Annotated in this window: 16 protein-coding genes and 1 pseudogene; 12 read left to right on the top strand and 5 right to left on the bottom strand. The window is 54.7% G+C overall.

Annotated elements, in window-relative coordinates; translation table 11 throughout:
• Position 1: 1 nt before the first annotated feature.
• Positions 2-1,072: a chorismate synthase gene (gene aroC / locus ABNV41_RS05595; RefSeq protein WP_003623525.1), complete on the top strand. Its 1,071-nt coding sequence runs from the start codon at positions 2-4 to the stop codon at positions 1,070-1,072.
• A gap of 19 nt (positions 1,073-1,091) precedes the next feature.
• On the opposite strand, the gene ABNV41_RS05590 is transcribed toward aroC, so the two are convergent.
• Entirely contained in the window at positions 1,092-1,526 is a 435-nt protein-coding gene (locus ABNV41_RS05590) for an OsmC family protein (RefSeq protein WP_003623526.1), read from the bottom strand.
• A 77-nt stretch (positions 1,527-1,603) separates the two neighbouring features.
• Here ABNV41_RS05590 and ABNV41_RS05585 point away from each other — a divergent pair, with 77 nt between their 5' ends.
• A complete protein-coding gene (locus ABNV41_RS05585; protein WP_310257305.1) occupies positions 1,604-3,313 on the top strand; it encodes a malate:quinone oxidoreductase in 1,710 nt (569 codons plus the stop codon).
• 49 nt (positions 3,314-3,362) lie between these two features.
• Here the strand turns inward: ABNV41_RS05585 and ABNV41_RS05580 are convergent, their stop codons facing one another.
• Genes ABNV41_RS05580 through bioB form a run of 4 tightly spaced genes read right to left on the bottom strand, consistent with a single transcriptional unit; the run spans position 3,363 to position 6,311 of the window.
• Positions 3,363-3,911 (bottom strand): 6-carboxytetrahydropterin synthase, encoded by a 549-nt coding sequence (locus tag ABNV41_RS05580; RefSeq protein ID WP_050819706.1) that lies wholly within the window; start codon positions 3,909-3,911, stop codon positions 3,363-3,365.
• Positions 3,904-4,644, bottom strand: coding sequence for a 7-cyano-7-deazaguanine synthase QueC (gene queC, locus ABNV41_RS05575; protein WP_050819707.1), 741 nt, complete (start codon positions 4,642-4,644; stop codon positions 3,904-3,906). Before queC ends, ABNV41_RS05580 begins: the two co-directional genes overlap by 8 nt.
• Positions 4,645-4,646: 2 nt before the next feature.
• Positions 4,647-5,297, bottom strand: a complete 651-nt coding sequence (gene queE / locus ABNV41_RS05570; RefSeq protein ID WP_050819708.1) for a 7-carboxy-7-deazaguanine synthase — start codon at positions 5,295-5,297, stop codon at positions 4,647-4,649.
• A 3-nt stretch (positions 5,298-5,300) separates the two neighbouring features.
• Positions 5,301-6,311 carry a biotin synthase BioB gene (gene bioB, locus ABNV41_RS05565; protein WP_050819709.1) on the bottom strand — a complete coding sequence of 337 codons (1,011 nt, stop codon included), beginning with the start codon at positions 6,309-6,311 and terminating at the stop codon, positions 5,301-5,303.
• 287 nt (positions 6,312-6,598) lie between these two features.
• Here bioB and ABNV41_RS05560 point away from each other — a divergent pair.
• The 10 genes and pseudogenes from ABNV41_RS05560 (at position 6,599) to ABNV41_RS05515 (ending at position 17,293) form a co-directional block, all read left to right on the top strand.
• Positions 6,599-6,756 (top strand): annotated as a pseudogene (locus ABNV41_RS05560) (DUF333 domain-containing protein).
• A 322-nt stretch (positions 6,757-7,078) separates the two neighbouring features.
• On the top strand, positions 7,079-7,843 hold the full coding sequence (locus ABNV41_RS05555; RefSeq protein WP_349935057.1) for a phosphoadenylyl-sulfate reductase: 765 nt from the start codon (positions 7,079-7,081) through the stop codon (positions 7,841-7,843).
• 64 nt (positions 7,844-7,907) lie between these two features.
• Complete coding sequence (gene cysD, locus ABNV41_RS05550; RefSeq protein WP_050819711.1) at positions 7,908-8,702, top strand: sulfate adenylyltransferase subunit CysD; 795 nt, start codon at positions 7,908-7,910, stop codon at positions 8,700-8,702.
• A 28-nt stretch (positions 8,703-8,730) separates the two neighbouring features.
• Positions 8,731-10,611: an adenylyl-sulfate kinase gene (gene cysC, locus ABNV41_RS05545; protein ID WP_050819712.1), complete on the top strand. Its 1,881-nt coding sequence runs from the start codon at positions 8,731-8,733 to the stop codon at positions 10,609-10,611.
• 191 nt (positions 10,612-10,802) lie between these two features.
• On the top strand, positions 10,803-11,144 hold the full coding sequence (locus ABNV41_RS05540) for a DUF2849 domain-containing protein (RefSeq protein ID WP_003628795.1): 342 nt from the start codon (positions 10,803-10,805) through the stop codon (positions 11,142-11,144).
• 33 nt (positions 11,145-11,177) lie between these two features.
• Positions 11,178-12,869 (top strand): nitrite/sulfite reductase, encoded by a 1,692-nt coding sequence (locus tag ABNV41_RS05535; protein WP_349935056.1) that lies wholly within the window; start codon positions 11,178-11,180, stop codon positions 12,867-12,869.
• Complete coding sequence (locus ABNV41_RS05530; protein WP_050819714.1) at positions 12,856-13,344, top strand: DUF934 domain-containing protein; 489 nt, start codon at positions 12,856-12,858, stop codon at positions 13,342-13,344. Before ABNV41_RS05535 ends, ABNV41_RS05530 begins: the two co-directional genes overlap by 14 nt.
• A 15-nt stretch (positions 13,345-13,359) precedes the next feature.
• Positions 13,360-15,384 carry a glycosyltransferase N-terminal domain-containing protein gene (locus tag ABNV41_RS05525; RefSeq protein WP_196332547.1) on the top strand — a complete coding sequence of 675 codons (2,025 nt, stop codon included), beginning with the start codon at positions 13,360-13,362 and terminating at the stop codon, positions 15,382-15,384.
• Entirely contained in the window at positions 15,378-16,373 is a 996-nt protein-coding gene (gene lpxK / locus ABNV41_RS05520) for a tetraacyldisaccharide 4'-kinase (protein ID WP_050819716.1), read from the top strand. Before ABNV41_RS05525 ends, lpxK begins: the two co-directional genes overlap by 7 nt.
• Entirely contained in the window at positions 16,370-17,293 is a 924-nt protein-coding gene (locus tag ABNV41_RS05515; RefSeq protein ID WP_050819717.1) for a lysophospholipid acyltransferase family protein, read from the top strand. The genes lpxK and ABNV41_RS05515 overlap by 4 nt, the downstream gene beginning before the upstream one ends.
• The last annotated feature ends 35 nt before the right edge of the window (positions 17,294-17,328 follow it).

The raw sequence follows: 17,328 nt of genomic DNA, 5'->3' as shown, positions 1-17,328 counted from the left end.
CGTGTCTTACAATACCTTCGGACAGCTTTTTCGTGTGACCACTTGGGGTGAAAGCCACGGCCCGGCCATTGGCTGTGTTGTGGATGGATGCCCGCCACGTCTGGCGCTTACAGAAGCAGATATTCAGCCGTTTCTGGATAAGCGCAAGCCGGGGCAATCCGCCTTTACCACGCAGCGTAAAGAGCCGGATCAGGTGCGTATTCTGTCTGGCGTGTTCGAAGGGCAGACAACAGGCACGCCTATCTCTCTGATGATCGAAAACACAGATCAGCGCTCGCGCGATTACGGCGATATTGCCCGTACATATCGCCCCGGCCATGCTGATCTGACGTATGATCTGAAATACGGCATCCGTGATTATCGTGGTGGCGGCCGTTCCTCTGCGCGTGAAACGGCTTGCCGTGTGGCCGCTGGCGCTGTGGCCCGCAAGATTTTGGGCGATGGCGTGCGTATTCGTGCCGCGCTGGTGCAGCTTGGCCCGCATGATATCGACCGCACGCGTTGGGATTGGGAAGAGGTAAACCGCAACCCCTTTTTCTGCCCAGATGCCGGTGTGGTGGCGGAATGGGAAGAATATCTTGCGGGTATTCGCAAGGCGGGATCTTCCATTGGTGCCGTGATTGAGGTTGTGGCAGAGGGTGTGCCCGCCGGTTTGGGTGCCCCCGTTTATGGCAAGCTGGATTCAGATCTTGCCGCTGCTCTTATGAGCATCAATGCCGTAAAAGGTGTTGAAATTGGAGATGGCTTTGCTTCTGCATCCCTCACGGGGCAGGAAAATGCAGATCCGTTGTATATGCGAGATGGCAAGCTGACTTTTGGCGCCAACCACGCTGGTGGTATTTTGGGTGGTATTTCCAGCGGCCAGCCTATTGTGGCCCGCTTTGCCGTTAAGCCAACCAGCTCCATGCTCACGCCGGTTCCATCCATCACAACGGATGGCAAGGAAACGGAAGTGATTACCAAAGGCCGGCATGACCCATGTGTGGGTATTCGTGCCGTACCAGTGGGTGAAGCCATGATGGCCTGCGTGTTGGCAGACCATCTAATGCGCCACCGGGCACAGGTGGGCTAAAAGCCCACCCATTCACCTTTTAGTCTAGCAGAGTGGCTTCCAAAGTAATGGAGGCCCCTTTGAACAGTTTGGAAACCGGGCAGCCTTCCTTGGCTTTTGTGGCCAGTTTTTCAAACTGATCCGCAGTTGCGCCCGGAATACGCGCCTTAAGGGTGAGGTTGACTTTATCTATTTCAAACCCGCCATCCTTTTTGTTCAGGCTCACGTCTGCGCGTGTATCAATGGCAGAAGCGGTCAGCCCCGCTTCACCCAGAATGAGCGAAAAAGCCATGGAAAAACAGGCGGCATGTGCAGCGCCCAAAAGCTCTTCCGGGTTGGAACCGGGCTTGCCTTCAAAGCGGGTGTTAAAGCCGTAAGGTTGGTCTTTTAAGGCTCCACTTTCGGTGGAAATTGTGCCTTTGCCTTCCTTGATGGAACCTTCCCAATGTGCGGAACCGTATTTGATAATGCTCATACCCAAACCTTTTCATTTATGTGTGAATGTTAGAAAACCATCCTAACGGTTAGCAGCCCAAACGCTCTTACGGGGGAATGGTTCAGGAAAAGCTGCCATGCTCTCGCAGAGATGAGCAGGCGAGAGCGCAACGATGTGCCTATAATGCTTTCCAGTTAAAGGCCTGCCGCGCGCGCATACTTCTTTCTTGCATGCAAAAGAAGTTGGGGGCATGTGCAGGTATGGATCCAGCCCTGCCAGCATGTAAGGTGCAAAAGGCAGATACGGCTGACAATGCGGAGACCACGATGAGTTCCACCACGACCGATACCGCTTCTTCTGTTGATGTCGTCCTGATCGGTGGGGGCGTCATGAGCGCCACGCTGGGAACCCTGCTGCGGCAGCTTCAGCCGGACTGGAGCATCAGCATTTTTGAACGCCTGGATAGCGTGGCGGAAGAAAGCTCCAACGCCTGGAACAACGCCGGCACAGGCCATTCTGCTTTGTGTGAGCTAAACTACACGCCACAGCAGGCAGATGGCAGCGTTGATATCTCCAAGGCTATCAACGTAAACGAGCAGTTTCAGGTTTCCCGCCAGTTCTGGACGTATCTGGTTGAGCAGAACATTCTGGCTTCTGCGCGAGATTTTCTGACCCCCGTGCCACATATGAGCTTTGTGTGGGGGGATAAAAACGTATCCTTCCTGCAAGCCCGTTATAAGGCGCTGAGCGAACACCCGCTGTTTTCCGGCATGGAGTTTACGCAGGATCAGGCACAGATTGCGCAGTGGGCACCGCTGATTATGCGCAACCGCCCCGCGGGCCAAAATCTGGCTGTCACGCGCAGCCTGCGCGGCACGGATGTAAACTTTGGTGCACTTACGCGCTTGCTGTTTACCTATCTGGTCAGCACGCCAGCCTGCACATTGCACACCAAGCACGAGGTGCATGATATCCGCCGTGATGCAGATGGCCGCTGGGTTATTAAGGTGCAGGATACGCGCCTGAATACGGAACGTGAGGTTAAGGCGCGGTTTGTCTTTATCGGTGGTGGTGGTGGTGCTCTGCCGCTGTTGCAGAAAACGGGTATCCCGGAATCTCGCGGTGTGGGTGGCTTCCCGGTTAGCGGGCAGTTCCTGCGTTGCACCAATCCGGATCTGATTGCACAGCACCATGCCAAGATTTATGGCAAGGCCTCTGTTGGTGCACCGCCCATGTCTGTTCCGCATCTGGATACACGCATGATAGACGGCACCCCAGCGCTGCTGTTTGGCCCATATGCGGGCTTTTCTACCCGGTTCCTGAAAAATGGTTCCTTAATGGACCTGCCGCGTTCCATTCGGGCAAGCAATATCAGCGCCATGCTGGCTGTGGCCCGTGATAACTGGCCGCTTACCAAGTATCTGATCGAACAGGTCATGCAGTCCCATAACGATCGGATCAAGGCGCTGCGGGACTTTATTCCCGATGCACAGGCCAAGGATTGGGAACTGGTTGTGGCTGGCCAGCGCGTGCAGATTATCAAGAAAGACGCCAAAAAAGGCGGTGTTCTGCAATTTGGTACGGAAGTTATTTCCAGCGCAGATGGATCTGTGGCCGCACTTCTGGGGGCTTCTCCGGGTGCATCAACTGCAGCCCCAATTATGCTGACGGTTCTGAAAAAGTGCTTTGCCAGCAAGCTGCCTGAGTGGGAAGAAAAGCTGAAGCAGATTATCCCATCCTATGGCCAGAAACTGGCAGATAATCCGGCACTCTGTGCGCAGCTATTTGATAAAACCACCAGTGTTCTGGGGCTGAAAGAAGCCTGATATTGCATAGAGCCTGCCTGTTATTGCGGCAGGCTCTTATTGCGTTTTATCAGATAAAGGTAACCGGGCTGTTGGTATCGGATATGCTCATATCCGCCCGGTTCCACCAGCAATTTTCTGGCGGCCGTGGGGTAGGGATAAACTCTGCCGGATTGCCGGAAAAAGAGACTGTGTTGGTGGGTGTTTCCTGAATACTCAGCTCAGAACACCATAGCAGGCCGCCTTCTGCTGCCAGAAAGGCATTGATCTTGGCCATAAGCAGGCAGACCATCAATTCAGTGGTGGGGTCTCCCGGTGTAATGACAATACGGGCCGCGCGGGCTGGCTCGTTGGTTTGAAACCACGCCAGCAATGGATCATCCTCTGCAAGTTGTAGGGCATGATCCAGCTTTTCATCTACAAACCGATGCCATGTGCTTTTGGCTTTCTGGAAGGAAACCGGCATGTTGCCTTTGCCATCCAGCGGCGCAAAAGATGTGGGTTTCAGACGTACGGTTACAAACTCATTATGGCCGTGGGGCAGGGCGCAGCTTTCACTCGCACCATGAATAAGCCGATGGCCCATGGAAAAACGGCGGGTAAAAACAAGATCAGGCATGTGTCTGTGTGCCTTTTTTGTGGGCTGCGTAGTCATCCCACCCAGATTTGCGCAGTTGGCAGGCGGGGCAGGTGCCGCACCCATGCCCCCATGCGTGCAATGTGCCGCGCTCTCCCAAATAACAGGTGTGGCTTTCTTTATTGATCAGCTCAACAAGCGGTTGCCCGCCAAGCTCTTCCGCCAGCTCCCATGTCTCGGCTTTATCCAGCCACATCAAGGGAGTGTGCAGAACATAGCGGGATTCCATGCCAAGGTTGAGCGCAACCTGTAGGGCTTTGATGGTATCATCCCGGCAATCCGGGTAGCCCGAATAATCAGTTTCGCACACGCCGGTAACAATGTGCTTAATGCCACGCCGAGCTGCCAGAGCAGCCGCAAAAGTAAGAAAAATCAGATTTCGGCCCGGCACAAACGTATTGGGCAGGCCGTTTTCTGCCATGCTGATTTCAGCATCTCGCGTTAAGGATGTTTCAGAAACCTCGCCCAGCGCGTGCAAGGGCAGGGTGTGGTCTTCTCCCAAACGCGCAGCCCAGACGGGATTCTGATGCGCAAGCCCTTGGCGAATACTGGCACGGCATTCCAGCTCAACCGCATGGCGCTGGCCGTAATCAAACCCCAGTGTTTCTACGCGCCCATAGCGTTCCAGCGCCCATGCCAGACAGGTTGCGGAATCTTGGCCACCAGAGAAAAGAACAAGGGCAGATTCCTGTTTATCACGGGCAGGAAGGGGCATGATTAAGGTATTCCGATAAGCTTGTGGGTCTGGAGTGAAAGCCCCCATAAAGGGTGCGCCAGACAGTATTCAATAGCGGCCTGGGTGTTGGCTGCCTGTTGCGGTCCATCCATAGGCTGAAGCCAGAAATGTTGGAAATCAAGATTTTCCAGAGCAGCAGGGTCAATGTCCGGCTGCGGGAATACGAACTTCAACTCGGTTCCCGTTTTTTGCACCAGCTCAGCTCCGGCTTTGGGGCTGATGCATAGCCAGTCTATGCCTGCGGGCGCGGTTACTGTGCCGTTGCTTTCCACTGCAATGCTAAAGCCTTGGGCGTGCATGGCATCTATCAGGGCGGCATCAAGCTGGAGCAGGGGTTCACCCCCTGTAAAAACAACCAGTTTTTGGCCGGTTGCTTTTGTATCCTGCGTAGGCTGCGGCCAGAAACTGGCAATGGTTGCTGCCAGTTCGGCCGCATTTTCAAACTTGCCGCCGTTCACGCCATCTGTGCCGATAAAATCGGTATCGCAAAACTGACAGATAGCTTTAGCCCGATCTTCCTCCCGCCCAGACCAGAGGTTGCAGCCTGTAAAACGGCAGAAAACAGCCGCACGACCAGCCTGTCCACCTTCACCCTGAAGGGTAAGAAAAATTTCTTTAACCGAATATGTCATGAATTATGCAGAAGGCAGGCTAATGCCTGTTGTGTGCATACCAAGCTTATCCAGCAGGGCTCTGTCACGCGTGGCCTGTGGGTTGGGGGTGGTCAGCAGGCGTTCACCATAGAAGATGGAGTTGGCGCCAGCCAAAAAGCAGAGTGCCTGTGTTTCATCACTCATGTTTTCACGGCCAGCGGCAAGGCGTACGCGGCTTTTGGGCATGGTAATGCGTGCGGCGGCAATCATGCGCACAAAATCAAGCGGTTCCACTTCGTCCGCTTTGGCCAATGGTGTGCCTTCCACCTTAACCAGCAGATTGATTGGCACGCTTTCAGGGTGTGCGGGCAGGGTGGCGAGGGCCGTAATCAGGCCAGCGCGATCTGATTCATTTTCACCCAACCCCACAATGCCGCCGCAGCACACATTGATGCCAGCATCCCGCACGTTGGAAAGCGTATCCAGCCGTTCCTGATAGGTACGGGTGCTGATGATTTCTCCATAATATTCGGGGGAAGTATCCAGATTGTGGTTGTAGTAATCCAGCCCGGCATCATGCAGTTTATGAGCCTGCGCATTATCCAGCATGCCTAGTGTGACACAGGTTTCCATGCCCAGTTGCTTTACGCCTTCAATCATGGCGCACACGGTATCCAGGTCACGCTCCTTGGGTGAGCGCCAGGCCGCACCCATGCAAAAACGGCTGGCCCCAGCGGCCTTGGCTTTTTTGGCTTCGGTCAACACGGCTTCAACAGCCATCAGCTTATCTGCCTTTACGCCTTGCTCATGCTTGGCGCTTTGTGGGCAGTAGGCGCAATCTTCCGGGCAGCCACCTGTTTTGATGGAAAGCAGCGTGGAAATCTGGATTTCCGTGGGATCAAACGTAGCGCGATGCAGGGTTTGCGCCCGGAACATCAGTTCAGGAAACGGCAGGTCAAGCAGAGCCTGAACTTCTGCGACCGTCCAATCATGGCGGACTTCCGAAGAGGAGGTGACAGAAGAGTGAGCGAGCGGGGAAGAACCATCAGGCATGGAGTGCAAACCGAACCAGATTTATAGAGAAGGAAAGTGATTTATAGCCTTTTTATCGCAGTAAGGCCAGTTTTCACGTTGCGTGTTAAAGACATATTCAGGGCTATACGCCATACTAAATGTTTATAATTCAGCTTGTCATGATGCGGCTGGAATGAAGGAGAACAAAATGTCTGCAAAAAAAAGGCGTTTCCGGCGCGGTTCTTGCTGTTGCAATTACCGGACTTCTGGGTGGCTGTCATGAACAGCATGAAGAAAATGCCAACCGTGCGGTACGGCCGTTGCGGATGCCAAATCCGGCTGCAGTCTATTGTATCAAGAAAGGCGGCACGCTGAGCACCGAAAGCACAGACAAGGGCAGATCAGTTACTGCCATCTGCCAGACGGCAGCGTGATGGAAGAATGGGAACTGTTCCGCAGGGACAATCCAGCGCCCAAAAAGTGATCTGATCGATCGAGCGTGATTTTTGGCCCGATGCAGAGCGTTTTGACCCGTGAGGGGGCTTTGCATCGGGTATTTTGAGCGCTTTAGGCGGTAGGGTGGATCGATTTCAGGATTTTAGGGCGTCAGAATGAGCGTGTGAAAGCATGCGGTGTGGATATGATGGATCGACCGGAGTATTTTCGAAACGGCCATAAATCGCATAAGATATATTATGCCAACAAAATGGACTATAAAACATGAGCGCATGAGGGATCGTGTATATAACTATCCATTATGATAGTTAATTGGGGAATATGACCCTTGCGGCGTTGAATTTTGGGTTGTGGGTTCCTTATTATATCTGTATCACATCGTTAATTACATTTTCTGTCATACGGGTTTGTGTGTAGTGACCGCTCTTTCTGATGATACAGCGACCATAGCAAAGCAGCTTGTGCCTGTGCAGGAGAACCCAGTTCTGCTGCTGCGCAAGGCAAGTGAGCTTTTGGGAGACAGATTGGCTGTTCTCTCCTCTTTCGGGGCGGAATCTGCGCTGCTTCTGGCAATGGTGGCAGAGGCCGATCCGGCCATGAAAGTGCTGTTTCTGAATACCGGAAAACACTTCCCGCAAACCCTCGAATATCGGTGGAATTTGGCGGATTTTCTGCATCTTTCCAACGTTCAGGATGTAGCGCCCCAGCCCCAGCAGGTCGAAAATCGAGATCCTACCGGGGAATTATGGGCGTTTGATCCGGATGCCTGCTGCGCCTTGCGCAAGGTGGAGCCTCTAAAAGTGGCCTCTCTGCCCTATGAGGCATTGGTGACCGGGCGTAAGCGTGGGCAGGCCGTTACAAGATCTACGCTGGAAATTGTGGAATTACGAGAAGATGGGCAGCTACGGCTCAACCCTCTTGCATTTTGGAGTGCGGAAGACATTACGCAGGAAATGCAGCGCCGGGGGCTGCCTCCTCACCCGTTGGTGGCGGAAGGCTATCTTTCCATCGGCTGCGCCCCGTGCACGCAACCCGTCAATGGTGAGCAGGATGCACGGGCCGGACGCTGGGCCGGGTTGAACAAAACCGAATGCGGTATCCACATCAAACACTAACGGGTTTTGGCTGATTTTACCCTCAGCCGCATCGTGTCATACACAGGGTTACGGAAACGGAAACATGGATCATCTTGATCAACTCGAAGCTCAGAGCGTTTTCATTCTGAGAGAAGCGTACAGAAAGCTCAAACCTCTGGCCATGCTGTGGTCTTTGGGTAAAGATTCCAATGTGATGGTCTGGCTGGCCAAAAAGGCGTTTCTGGGCCGGGTTCCCTTCCCTGTCATGCACGTTGATACCGGCAAGAAGTTCCCGGAAATGTACAAATTCCGCGATGAATACGCCAAAAAGTGGGACCTCAACCTGCTGCTGGGCGAGTGCCCGCCGGTAGAAGATATGGACCCCTCCCTGCCTCCTGCTGCCCGTTCTGCAGCCCGCAAAACGGCAGGTCTTGCCGCCATGATCGAAAAGCACAAGCTGCAGGGCGTTATTGCCGGTATCCGCCGTGATGAGCAGGGTACACGTGCCAAGGAACGTGTTTTCAGCCCGCGTGGTGCTAGCCATAAATGGGATATCCGCAACCAGCCGCCCGAATTCTGGGACCAGTACGCAACGCCGCACGAAGAAGGCATGCACATTCGCGTGCATCCGCTGCTGGCTTGGCGTGAAATCGATATCTGGCGCTATATCGAGCGTGAAGGCATTCCGCTGGTTGATCTGTATTTCGCTAAAAACGGCAAGCGTTACCGCTCCTTGGGTGATTCAGACATCACCTTCCCGGTAGAAAGCAACGCTTCCACTCTGGCGGAAGTGATTGAAGAACTGGAAACAACCAAAACATCTGAACGCGCAGGCCGCGCAATGGATCATGAATCTGAAGATGCTTTTGAACGCCTGCGTGTGGCGGGTTACCTCTGATTACGGCGTGGACTGGAAATAGAATATCATGAGCGAAAAAGTTTATTCATCTCAGGATGCCGCCACGCCAATCGTGATTGTGGGGCATGTTGACCACGGCAAATCCACCCTTATTGGGCGTTTGCTGCACGATACGGACAGCCTTCAGGATGGCAAGGTTGCCCAGATTATTGAATCATCCAAAAAGCGTGGCCTGAAGATTGAGTGGAGCTTCCTGCTGGACTCCCTTCAGATCGAGCGCGATCAGGGTGTTACGGTTGATTCCACCCGTATTCCGTTCCGTTTGGGCCAGCGCGAATTTGTGATTGTGGATGCACCGGGACACCGCCAGTTCCTGCGTAACATGATTACAGGTGCCGCCGATGCAGAAGCCGCCGTGCTGGTGGTGGATGCGCAGGAAGGTGCGCGTGAACAGACACGCCGCCACGCCATGCTTTTGCACCTTATCGGCATTCGCCACGTTATTGTGCTGCTGAACAAGGTGGATCTGCTTGATTTCGATCAGGCCAAGGTGGAAGCGGTCGAAAAATCCGTAACGGAACTGCTGAACAAGCTGGGGCTGGAAGCTGCTCTGTTTGTTCCGGCTTCTGCGCGTGATGGTGATAATATTGCCAGCCGTTCAGAACGCTCTCCGTGGTATAAAGGCCCTACGCTGACAGAAGCTCTGGCCAGCGTGCCCTCACCCGCTTCCCGCTCCGAACTGGCGTTGCGCCTGCCCGTGCAGGATGTGTATCGTTTTGATAACACCCGCTATGTGGCTGGCCGTGTTGAACGTGGCCGTGTGCGTGTGGGCGATACGGTTATTATCGGCACGCAAAAAACCCCTGCCCGCATTGCTTCGATTGAAAGCTGGCATACGGCACCGCATGTGTCTGCCTCTGCCGGGCAATCCATTGCAGTAACGCTGGAACCAGACGTTATTCCCGATCGTGGTGACCTGTTGCACCATGCCGATGCTGCGCCTATGGAAGCCTCCCGCGTGCGGGTGCGTCTGTTCTGGCTGCGTCAGGAACCGCTGCGTGTGGGTGAGCATTTCCGCCTGCGTCTGGCCACGGCAGAACATGCCGTTACCGTGACGGCCATTGATAAAGTGGTAGATCTGGATGATCTGACAGAACATCCCGGCACCGAAGTTCCGCCCGAAGGCTTTGCGGAAATCGTGCTGTCTGCGGCAGAAAACATTCAGTTTGACCCGTTCACCCCCGGCACGACGGATGGCCGCGGTGTGTTGGTTGACCGCCAGCAGCGTATTGTGGGTGGCGCACCCATTATTGGCCCAGCCAGCATTGCAGATGGTGAAAAGGTTATTCACCCAAGTGCCAGCACCGTTACCGTGCAGGACCGTGAACGCGCCAAGGGCCATAAAGGCTCTGTGTTCTGGCTGACAGGTCTGTCTGGCTCTGGCAAAAGCACGCTGGCCCGTGCGGCAGAAACCCGTCTGTTTGCAGATGGTGTGGATGTGACCGTGCTGGATGGTGATACGCTGCGTGCCGGCCTGTGCAAGGATCTGGGCTTCTCTGAAGCTGATCGGACAGAAAACGTGCGCCGGGCTGCGGAAGTGGCACGCCTGCTGCGTGATGCCGGTCAGGTTGTGATTGTGGCCCTGATTTCCCCACTGCGTTCTGACCGTGATCTGGCCCGCCAGATTATTGGGGACGGGTTTGAGGAAGTGTTTGTAGATGCCGATCTTGGCACCTGCGAACAGCGTGACCCCAAAGGCCTGTATGCAGCCGCCCGTGCAGGAAAAATCAGCGGCTTTACGGGCATTGATGCTCCGTATGAAGCCCCTGCCGCCCCTGCTCTGCGGCTGGTAACAGGTAAGGATAGCGTAGAAGCAGCCACAAAAACGCTAGTGACTTTTGTAGAAGACACCGTGCGTAACAAAACGGGTGCCCGCGCGCAGTCCTGATTGCGTTCTGGTTTGATAAGGCGGGTGTAAAATACCCGTCCTATCTGCCCTTGCAGGTGGTTGTTAAGAGCATATGTGTATCTTGAGGTGCCGGGGGTGCTTCAAGATACGTTTTTGATTCGTGATATATTGATATTCTCGCATCTGTTGTGTAATTCTGAACCTGCACACGGGGCAGAAAGGGATAAGCGTTGGATCGGAGAAATAATCGGCGGGATGAACAGGGGCTGAGCGTTGTTACAGCCAACCGTCTGCTTGATGGGCGTATTGTATGGTTGGATGCGCAAGGTAAGTGGCAGCTTTTTATCCAGCAGGCGCATCCTTTCCCCAATGCGGAAATGGAACAGGTTCTGGCCCGCCAGAACGCAAAAGCTGCCGCGGATGAAGTGGTTGGGGTGTATGGTGTACAGGTCGAGCAAACATCGTCTGGCCTGCTGCCCATAACCACGCGGGAGCGTATTCGTGCCCTTGGGCCAAGCGTTCATGCCGAATTCACACCTGCATGGCAGGCTGCGCAACACGCCAGCGCCTGATACCAGCAGAGCAAGACGGACACAGTTAAAGCCATGTCTCATTCCACCCAGCCTGCCCTTCCGGTTGGTCGTTACGCGTATGATGATGTTGATCGTACGTTTCTCAATCAGCGTGTTGAGCAGTTTCGGGATCAGGTTCAGCGTCGTATCGCTGGGGAGCTGACCGAAGAAGAGTTCAAACCCCTGCGGTTGATGAACGGCCTGTACCTTCAGTTGCATGCCTATATGCTGCGTGTGGCCATTCCCTATGGCACGCTCAGCTCATCCCAGATGCGCGCCTTGGCACATATCGCCAGAACGTATGATCGGGATTACGGGCACTTTACCACACGGCAGAATATCCAGTTCAACTGGATCAAGCTGGAAGATACGCCCGATATCCTGAACGTGCTGGCTGATACAGAAATGCACGCCATTCAAACCAGCGGTAACTGCATCCGTAATGTTACGTCAGACCAGTTTGCTGGCGCTGCGGCGGATGAGGTGCTGGATCCGCGCGTGCATGCTGAAATCCTGCGCCAGTGGTCTACCCTGCACCCGGAATTCACGTTCCTGCCGCGTAAGTTCAAGATCGCCATTTCCGGTAGCAAGCAGGACCGTGTTGCTGCACGCTTTCATGATATCGGCCTGCTGGCCCGTAAGGGTGAAAACGGCCGTGCCGTGTTTGAAGTGTACGTTGGCGGTGGCTTGGGCCGCACCCCTATTGTGGGTGTAAAGCTGCGTGATGACCTGCCAGAAGAAGACCTGATTGCGTATCTGGAAGCCGTGCTGCGTGTTTATAACGAATACGGCCGGCGCGATAATATGTACAAGGCTCGTATCAAGATACTGGTGCAGGCCTTGGGCGCAGAGGCTTTTCTGGCCAAGGTAAACGCAGAATTTGCGGCTATGGATCGGGCGCGCTATCGCCTGCCAGCAGAAATTGTTGCGGCCATTCAGGCCCGTTTTGGCACGCCAGAGTTTCAGGCAGAAAATGGCGCGGCAGATGCTTTGGCCGCCCAACAGAAAGCCGATGCGCAATTTGATGCATGGGTGCGCACCAACACGCATGCTCACAAACAGCCCGGCTACGCATGCGTTACCATATCCTGCAAGCCGGTTGGTGGTATTCCGGGGGATGTAACATCTGCCCAGATGGATCTGCTGGCTGATCTGGCAGATAAATACAGCTTTGGTGAACTGCGCATTACGCATTTGCAGAATGTGGTTCTGGGCCATGTGCGCCAGGATGCGCTGCATGAATTGTGGCAGATCCTTAAGGCAAATGGGCTGGGCACGGCCAATATCGAGATGGTGACAGACATTATTGCCTGCCCTGGTCTGGATTATTGCGCACTGGCCAATGCGCGTTCCATCCCGATTGCGCAAAAGCTGAGCGAACGCTTTGGAGATGCCACACTCCAGCAGGAAATTGGCAACCTGCGTTTGAATATCTCTGGCTGCATCAATGCCTGCGGGCACCATCATGCGGGCCATATCGGTATTCTGGGTGTTGATAAACGGGGTGAGGAAGCATTCCAGATCACTCTGGGTGGCAGTGCAATGGAAGATGCCTCTGTCGGGCAGATTCTGGGCTCTGCACTTTCTGAAGATGAAACGGTTGATGCCGTGGCGCGGATCATAGATACATATCTGGCCCAGCGTGAGGTCGGAGAACGGTTTATTGATACGTGCCGCCGTCTTGGCACAGCCCCCTTCAAGGATGCAGCTTATGCCCCTGTTTGAAAACGGCCAGATTATTGAAGATACATGGCTGATCGCACAGGATGATCAGCCATTGCCGGAAGGTGATGTGCTGGTGCCGCTGGCGCGTCTGGCAGAAGGTTTGGGCCGTAATGGCAATGGGCGTCTGGGCGTTCTGCTCAAGCAGGATGAACAGGTGGAAGACCTGAAAGCCGCCCTGCCCCGGCTTGATATTGTGTGTCTGACATTCCCCATTTTCCGTGACGGACGGGCCTTCACGCAGGCGCGTAGCTTGCGTGAACACCTGCATTATGCGGGAAAAATTCGTGTAACCGGGCATTTCCTGCCCGATCAATACGAATTCCTGCTGCGTTGCGGGGTTGATCAGGTGGTTATTCCGGAAGGCAGCAAGATTGATGTGTGGGAAAAAGCGCATCATCGCTTCACCATCGCCTATCAGCCTTCTGTGTTGAACGAAAAGCCGGAAGGCTTTGCATTCAGGAGATTTCTCTCCTAATCAGGCTGCGTGATTATGCTGCGCGCCCTGAAGACAGATTGCACAAATATGGCCCGCAAGGCTGGCGTATGGAGTTTACGCCAGTACTTGGGGTTTGCCCTTAAAACAACGCGATGGACATTTCGGGTAAACGAACAGGCATGGCCGCTGTTAACCAGCCAGAATGGGCAAACAGCGGTTGTGGCTTTCTGGCACGAAATATTGCCCCTTACACCAGCCTTGTGGTGGTGGGCTGAACCTCAAAACCCCCATATCCGCCTACGTGTGCTGATAAGCCGCAACCGTGATGGCCGCATGATTGCAGATGTGGTGGCCCCGTGGCGTATCTGGTCCATTGCCGGATCATCAGATTCCAAAGGAAAAAACAAAGGTGGGGCCGCAGCTCTCAGGCGGATGCGTGCAAGCTTGCGCAATGCCACCCTTGTTGCCATTACGCCCGATGGCCCGCGTGGCCCGCGCCGGCAGGCGCAGCAGGGCACGCTGGCCCTTGCCAAACTGGCGGGCAAACCGATTGTGCTGGTGGGTGCAACATGCACAGGCATACGGCTGAAAACATGGGATAAGATGATTTTCCCGCTGCCTTTTGGGCACGGCACCATGGCCTGTGCGCCTCCTATAGATATGCAGCGGCATAATCAGGAAGAAGGCAGCGGCGGCGAAACATTTACCCAAAAGTTGGAACACGCGCTGGATAACATGATGCATCTTGCGCAACAGCCTTCCAGCATGTCTTCTCCAGCAGGTTACTCGCAGGAAAAAGTGGCCCTTAGCCCGCTTTCCCTTATGCCTTCGCGCGTGTGGCAGGTGGCAGCTACGGTTCTTTCCCCTGCTCTGCCTTTTTTTCTGAGATGGCGGCAAACCAAGGGAAAGGAAATTCCATCCCGCGTGCGGGAAAGAATGGGTTTTCCTTCACGCTCTCGGGGCAATGCAAATCTGATATGGTTCCACGCCGCCAGTGTGGGAGAAACCGTTTCTATTCTGCCACTTGTTTGCGCATGTCTGGCGCAGAAAACAGATTTTCAAGTGCTGGTCACAACTGGCACGGTTACAGCTGCGCGGCTATTGGCGCAGCGTCTTACGCACCCGCGTGTGGTACATCAGTTCATGCCGCTGGACGTACCGCGTTGGGGCAAGCGCTTTTTAGATTACTGGCAGCCAAAAGCCGCTGTTTTTACGGAAAGCGAACTATGGCCCAACATGCTGGGGCTGTGCCATACACGTAATATTCCCGTCATGCTGGTTAATGGCCGTATGTCTGCATCTTCCTTTAAGGGGTGGCAGCGTATGGGGCGTGTGGCGCAGCGGATGCTGGAGCGTTTTGCGTGGGTTTCTGCACGCTCGGATGAAGATGCCCAGCGCCTGAAACAACTGGGTGCCACCAAGCTGCTTGAAACGGGAGACCTGAAAACCGCAGCCCCCCCCTTGCCGGTGGATGAGGCTGAATTGGCGCGTCTGAAAGAACGTTTGGCAGGCCGCAGGATTTTTGCTGCGGTTTCCACCCATCAGGGTGAAGAACAGCAGATTGCGCAGGCAGCCAAGCTGATCCGGCGAGATTACCCGGATGTGCTGGTTCTGGTTATTCCGCGCCATCCAGAGCGCGGGGCAGATTTAAGTGTGATGCTGGGCTATGTGCCGCGCCGTGGTGCCGGGCAAATGCCTACAGAAGATGATCTGCTTTGGGTGTGCGATACGCTGGGTGAATTGGGGCTGTTTTTCCGTCTGGCATCGTGCGTGTTTATTGGCAACAGTCTGCCCGGTGTATTGGGTGGTGGTGGCGGACATAATCCGTACGAGCCTGCTCGGTTAGGATGTGCCATTGCATCTGGCCCATTGGTGCAGAACTTTGTAGATGCCTTTGCGCACATGGCCACAGGCATTACAATTGTAAGCACTGCGCAGGAACTGGCTGCATGGGTGCGAGATATGTTCGCAAATCCTGGCAAACGGCAGCAGCTTGCAGATAATGTGCAGCGCATTGCTACGGCCAATGCAGATCTGCCAGAACGTCTGGCAAAGCATATTCTAGCGCAGATATGGTAAGGCTGCGTGCCCCTGCGTTTTGGAGCCAGCCTTCTGTCCAAATAAGGCCGCTCCTGTTATCTCCCTTTTCTGCCATTGTGGCGGCAATAACGGCACGTAAACAGCGCCAGATGGGCTGGGCGGCACCGGTGCCCGTGTTGTGTTGCGGGAATATTTCTGTAGGCGGCGCAGGTAAAACTACGGTGGTGCTGGATCTGGCTTCTCGCCTGCTCCAGCGGGGCAAAGCCCCTCACATCCTCACGCGCGGATACGGTGGGCGCCTACGCACCACAACACAGGTAAACCCTGCACAACACACCGCGCAGGATGTAGGGGATGAACCCTTATTGCTGGCACAGCTTTGCCCTGTATGGGTTGGGGCAGACCGTGCAGCTTCTGCGCGTATGGCTGTGGCTGCTGGTGCTGATTGCCTGTTGATGGATGATGGCTTTCAAAATCCATCCCTCCACAAAAATCTCTCCTTGCTGGTGGTGGATGGTGGTGTTGGCTTGGGTAATGGCCATGTTTTGCCAGCCGGCCCGTTAAGGGAGCAGCCATTGCAGGCCTTTGCGCGGGCACAGGCTACAGTTTTGATCGGGCCGGATAAAACAGGCTTTCAGGAACGATTTAGCAAAATGGCACCGCATCTTATGCGGGCAGAACTCCGGCAGTCTGATACGGTTAGAATGTTACAAGGGCAGCGTTGTGTGGCGTTTGCTGGGCTGGGGCGGCCAGAAAAGTTTTTTGAAGGGCTTAAAAACTGCAATATTGCATTAGCGCAGAGCGTAGCCTTTCCTGATCATTATTTTTATAAACAACAGGATTTGGCGCGTCTGGCAGACATGGCTGTTTCTCTGCAGGCGCGTTTGGTGACAACACCCAAGGATGCCGTGCGTTTGCCTGAATACTTCCGCCAGAAAGTGATAACCGTAGGTGTAGAACTGGTATGGCAGGACCCTGCTGCACCAGAAGTCTTGCTGGACCAGTTTTTGAACGGGGTAGCAGAATGAGCAGCAAAGCTCTCACCGCTGCCTTGCTGCAGGCAGAGGCTCTTTTAGCAAGCGGTTTGCTGAAGTTTCTGACATGGCTTGGCCCTGCCACCGCATCCAATGTTGCGGGGAATGTCTGCCGTTTTATTGGCCCTAAACTGCCGGTTTCTGGGGTGGCATATCGCAATCTGGAACTCGCTATGCCAGAGCTCAGCCCTCAGCAGCGCCGCCAGATTGTGCATGGTGTGTGGGAAAATCTGGGCCGCACGGTGGGGGAACTGCCTCATATTGCGGCCTTGCAGGAAAACACACCTTCTGGCCCGGGTTTTGAGGTTCAGGGTGCTGAATATCTGGAGGAACAGGCGCGCAAGGGTGGGTCTGTTCTGTTTGTATCCGGCCATATCGGAAATTGGGAAATGCTGCCCCCCGGAGTAGCCCGGCATGGCACGCCTTTTGCCTCTTTCTACCGGGCCGCAGGCAATCCGCTGATAGATGGCATGATCCGCCGTTTGCGTGATAAAGCCATGGGCAACACGCCTGTGCCATTGTTTGCCAAAGGCGCCAAAGGTGCGCGAGAGGCACTCTCTTATGTCTCCAAGGGAGGCAGGCTGGGTATGCTGGTTGACCAGAAAATGAATGATGGCATTGAGGTCTCATTCTTTGGTCGCCCGGCCATGACAGCCCCTGCCCTTGCCGCCATGGCGTTGCGTTATCGATGCCCGGTTATTCCTGGCTATGTGGAACGCCTTGGCCCTGCCCGTTTGCGTATTGTGGTTGAGCCACCGCTGGATCTGCCTGATACGGGAGACCGCAAGCAGGATCTGCACACATTGGCGCAGATGATCAATGATCGCCTTGAAACATGGATAAGGCGCAAGCCAGAAAGCTGGCTGTGGTTACACCGGCGTTGGCCCAAGGAACTTTATAAGCGCAAGGCCTAGTTTTTTGGGTGTGTGCATGTAAGGCATGGGCCGAA

Source organism: Acetobacter sp. A11-2 (genome assembly GCF_040208445.1).
Classification (GTDB): domain Bacteria; phylum Pseudomonadota; class Alphaproteobacteria; order Acetobacterales; family Acetobacteraceae; genus Acetobacter; species Acetobacter oryzoeni.
This window is presented reverse-complemented; position numbering and strand designations above follow the sequence as displayed.